Genomic DNA, 1,656 nt, shown 5'->3' on the forward strand with positions numbered 1-1,656 from the left:
TTGGAGCTTGCACGCAACAAAATTCCTTCTCCAGGGCGCCAACTCTCTAGCTGATAAGGACCAACACAAGCAGAATGGCTTGCCAAATACCGGTTTCCCATATCACCATTTTTTTCGTGTTTCATGAGTGTTTCACGATCAAGCAAAGCAAGAGTACGACTAGTGGCAAAATGGCTAAGAATGAGCTCTGCTGGATAAGGTTTATCAAATTTCATCACAACCGTTTTGTCGTCCGGTGCTTGAAAAGCCTCATCAACGTTTTGTTCTGTAATCCCATATTCATTAAATGTCGCCGCAGTAGCCATCTTCAATTGAACAACCCGCTTCATGCTCCAAATAAGATCATTGGCATTCGCAGGACGACCATCGTTGAACTTCAAACCATCACGCAAATGAAAAGTAATCACCGTACTCTGATCATCACTTGAAACATCCCAACTCTTCGCTAAAGAAGGAACCATTTTAGCAGCATCATCTGTAGCAGAAACGACTAAATTATCACAAACATTAACAAGAACTTCATTACCATAACGGTCATTGATTTGTGCGGGATCAAATGTACTTATTGTATCAAGATTCCAAGCCATCACAAGCGTATCGGCGGGTGTTTTCGCTGAAACTTGTTGCACAAACATCCCCATTGCAAGAACAGCAGAAACAAAAGAACTGCCCTTTTTCAATATTTTTCTTTTCCCGTTCATAGAATTTTCCTTTTAAGATTTAAGGTTATTGTATAACTTCCCATGTGACAACATGCAAAAATGATAAGATCATGCTTAGAAAACACGCCTCCTAGAGGTAAAATATCAAAATCTCTAAAAGCAGCAGCCACTTTTCAAAAGCTCCTTCCCTCCCAAATACGTATAGAACAAACGAACATATGCAACGCAAAACGATCTGATTAAAATGAAGCTATCACGCACGATAGCACACGACATCACGGCACTTATAATTCAGAGCATATCAGACCAAAATCCTTCCTTGCTTCATTAAAAAGATTTCTTTTTCAAGTTTCTTCTTGCGATTTTCTAAAAAGTATCATCAAAGCGCTACTCTAATTGCTTCAAAAGCCTCAAAACAATTTGATATTTTGATGATCCTGAATAAATTTTTTCGTAACCATTTTCACCCTTCTTCAGAAGAAAATTCGAACTTTATTATAACTCCGTATCAAATAACAGCTTCGAACCTATAGATTATCATATTTTAAGTCATAAGGAATGTAACCTGAGGTATGAGAAGAGTAGCTTGATGTTTCCCCACGTACCCGCATACAACAGTTTTTCTCACCAAAACATTTTATAAAGTCCCCATTTTTTCAGAAACACTAAATTTTGCTTTATTCGTTACACCTGTCTTTTGCAACAAACAAATTTATTACTTTTTATACATATAAATTGAAGTATCAAATATTAATATCTATATACGTAGAATTTATCGAAATAAATAACCTCTCTTCCCAATAGAATGTTTTGAAACAAAATTCTCTACACAACATGGTAATCCATTCCCGATAGAATTCAACGTATTGCAAAGTATTAAAGAGCTTTGCAATACATCAAATATATCATGACCATGTTTTTTTATATTTTATAAACCTGATACCTTTTTATTTTTCAATTGCACTATAAAAAATACGTGGTGCACTATTCCAAA

The 1,656-nt window shown here is 35.7% G+C and carries 1 protein-coding gene; it reads right to left on the reverse strand.

From position 1 onward, the window contains the following. Positions 1-701 (reverse strand): ABC transporter substrate-binding protein (locus ACFIMA_RS09540; protein WP_375613990.1); only part of this gene is annotated, 701 nt, incomplete at its 3' end. Positions 702-1,656 lie beyond the last annotated feature (955 nt).

Source organism: Bartonella sp. AP88HLJMH, from assembly GCF_042195605.1.
Classification (GTDB): domain Bacteria; phylum Pseudomonadota; class Alphaproteobacteria; order Rhizobiales; family Rhizobiaceae; genus Bartonella.